General features: G+C 40.0%; 2 protein-coding genes. Both read right to left on the bottom strand.

Annotation, left to right across the window (positions count from 1 at the left end):
- On the bottom strand, positions 1–598 hold a 598-nt coding region (locus RHS_RS28935; protein WP_047835162.1), incomplete at its 3' end, for a glycoside hydrolase N-terminal domain-containing protein.
- A gap of 654 nt (positions 599–1,252) precedes the next feature.
- Positions 1,253–2,201, bottom strand: a 949-nt coding sequence (locus RHS_RS28930) for a glutamate dehydrogenase (protein ID WP_047835161.1), incomplete at its 5' end; no start/stop codon positions are given.

Here is a 2,201-nt window from a genome sequence, read left to right as displayed (position 1 = left end):
GGCTTCTATTATAGCTATCGGTACCGCTGGTGAGTTCCGGGAAATTCAACACCATTCTTCCCAGTGGCAGAAATGTACTCTGAGCTGCACATGGGGCGCTCCAGATTCTCTTCGTCTCTTCTTCAATGGTCTTAAAGATCGCTAATCGTTCTTCATCGGAGATTCCTTCCCGATAAGCATCCACTAATTTCTGGCGCACACTCTGATACCCCAGCAAACGTTCTTCCGGAGAATTGCCGTAGCTGCCTTCCCCGCCTTCCGATAAATCTTCACCGTATTGGGGATCTCCTGACCAGAAAGTAGAATGATTGAGCTGAAATACATCCTCTGCCACTCCGCCATTTTCCTTCACTGCAAACACCCCGTTTCCCAAAGGGGTTCCCCAGGATCCTGTCCTATTTTTCTCTGGCACTCCCAGATCCAGCCGTAGCCTTGTCCAGTCTTCATCCCCCGATACCGTCGTAGATGATATAGAAGGTATGTCTTCTGGTGCTTGGGCAGCAAACACGCTGACACTTGGGATGAACATGCTTCCCATGATACACAGTGAGGTACCAATTGCAGTAAGCCTTAGCCGTAACTTTTTCTTTTGCTTCATTTCTCTCCTCCAAATTTTTTGCAAATTTACGGATACCGTTTCCGTATGATTGTATTATATAGACAAATTACCCCAAAATATATTCTTATATTTATCCTCTTTGTTTATTTTTTTGTTTTATCTTGTTTGCTTGGTAAATATTGTATTTATTATTACGGCATTTTTACCACATACGCATGTTTTTTAGTTAATGTTTTAAATATATGATACAAATTAATTTAACGACACCATTAAGTTCTATCAAATAAGCCGAAACCACAAAGAACACCAAAAAAAGAGCACATCAAAACTTTTACATTTTGATGCACTCCTTCTATTATTATAAGGTCTTTTCTATACTTTCCCAGTAACAATAATGTTATAAGAAACTCTTAAATATGAACTTCAGATAGCACATGGCGGAATCATAATATTGCGTTTAATCACCTTTCCCTTTTGCATTCTATGAAAATAAAGCAATGAAATTATTACTCATTGAAATGAATAAAATATAGATTATATTTCACATTTAAATGTTTGTCGCCCACTTGTCGCCCACTTGTAGGCTACTTGTCAACATCGATGTTCTTTGAACATCTTTTTACTTCTGTGTTATGAATATTCTGACAAAAAGAAATCCCGCAAGTACAGTACTTACGGGATATTTTTATACTATTATACAATTCCCTGTGCGTTCATAGCATCTACAATTTTTTCAAATCCTGCGATGTTAGCACCTAATACATAGTTGCCTTCCTGTCCATAACGTTTTGCAGCGTCTGACATATTATGGCAGATATTAACCATGATTCCCTGCAACTTGGAATCCACTTCTTCGAATGACCAGCTCAGTCTTTCGCTGTTCTGTGACATTTCAAGTGCGGAAGTAGCAACACCACCTGCATTTGCAGCCTTACCAGGAGCAAAGATTACGCCGTTTTCCTGAAGGTATTTTGTTGCTTCCAGTGTTGTAGGCATGTTTGCACCTTCGCATACTGCGAAGCAGCCGTTGGCTACTAATGTCTTAGCATCTTCTACATCCAGTTCATTCTGTGTCGCACATGGAAGGGCAATATCAACTTTTACTGTCCATACGCCTTTGCCTTCATGGTATTCTGCATTTGGTCTGTAGTTTTTGTATTCTGTCAATCTTGCACGTTTTACTTCTTTAATCTCTTTTAATACATCAACGTCAATTCCATCCGGATCATAAACCCAACCGGTAGAATCACTTACTGTTACAACTTTAGCACCCAGCTGATGTGCTTTCTGGGTTGCGTAGATTGCAACATTTCCGGAACCGGATACTGCTACGGTTTTGCCTGCTAATTCTTTTCCGTTGATCTTTAATAATTCTTCTGTTAAATATAATAAACCATATCCGGTAGCTTCTGTTCTTGCTAAAGATCCACCGTAGGATAAACCTTTACCTGTTAATACGCCTTCGTAAACGCCGCGGATTCTCTTATACTGTCCGAACATGTATCCGATTTCTCTTGCACCTGTTCCAATATCTCCTGCCGGCACGTCTGTATCAGCGCCAATATATTTGCAAAGCTCTGTCATAAAGCTCTGGCAGAATGCCATAACTTCTCTGTCTGATTTGCCCTTAGGATCAAAATCA

Source organism: Robinsoniella sp. RHS (assembly GCF_001029355.1).
Lineage (GTDB): Bacteria > Bacillota > Clostridia > Lachnospirales > Lachnospiraceae > Robinsoniella > Robinsoniella peoriensis.
Note: the sequence above shows the minus strand (reverse complement) of the source record. Positions and strands in the feature narration are given on the sequence as shown.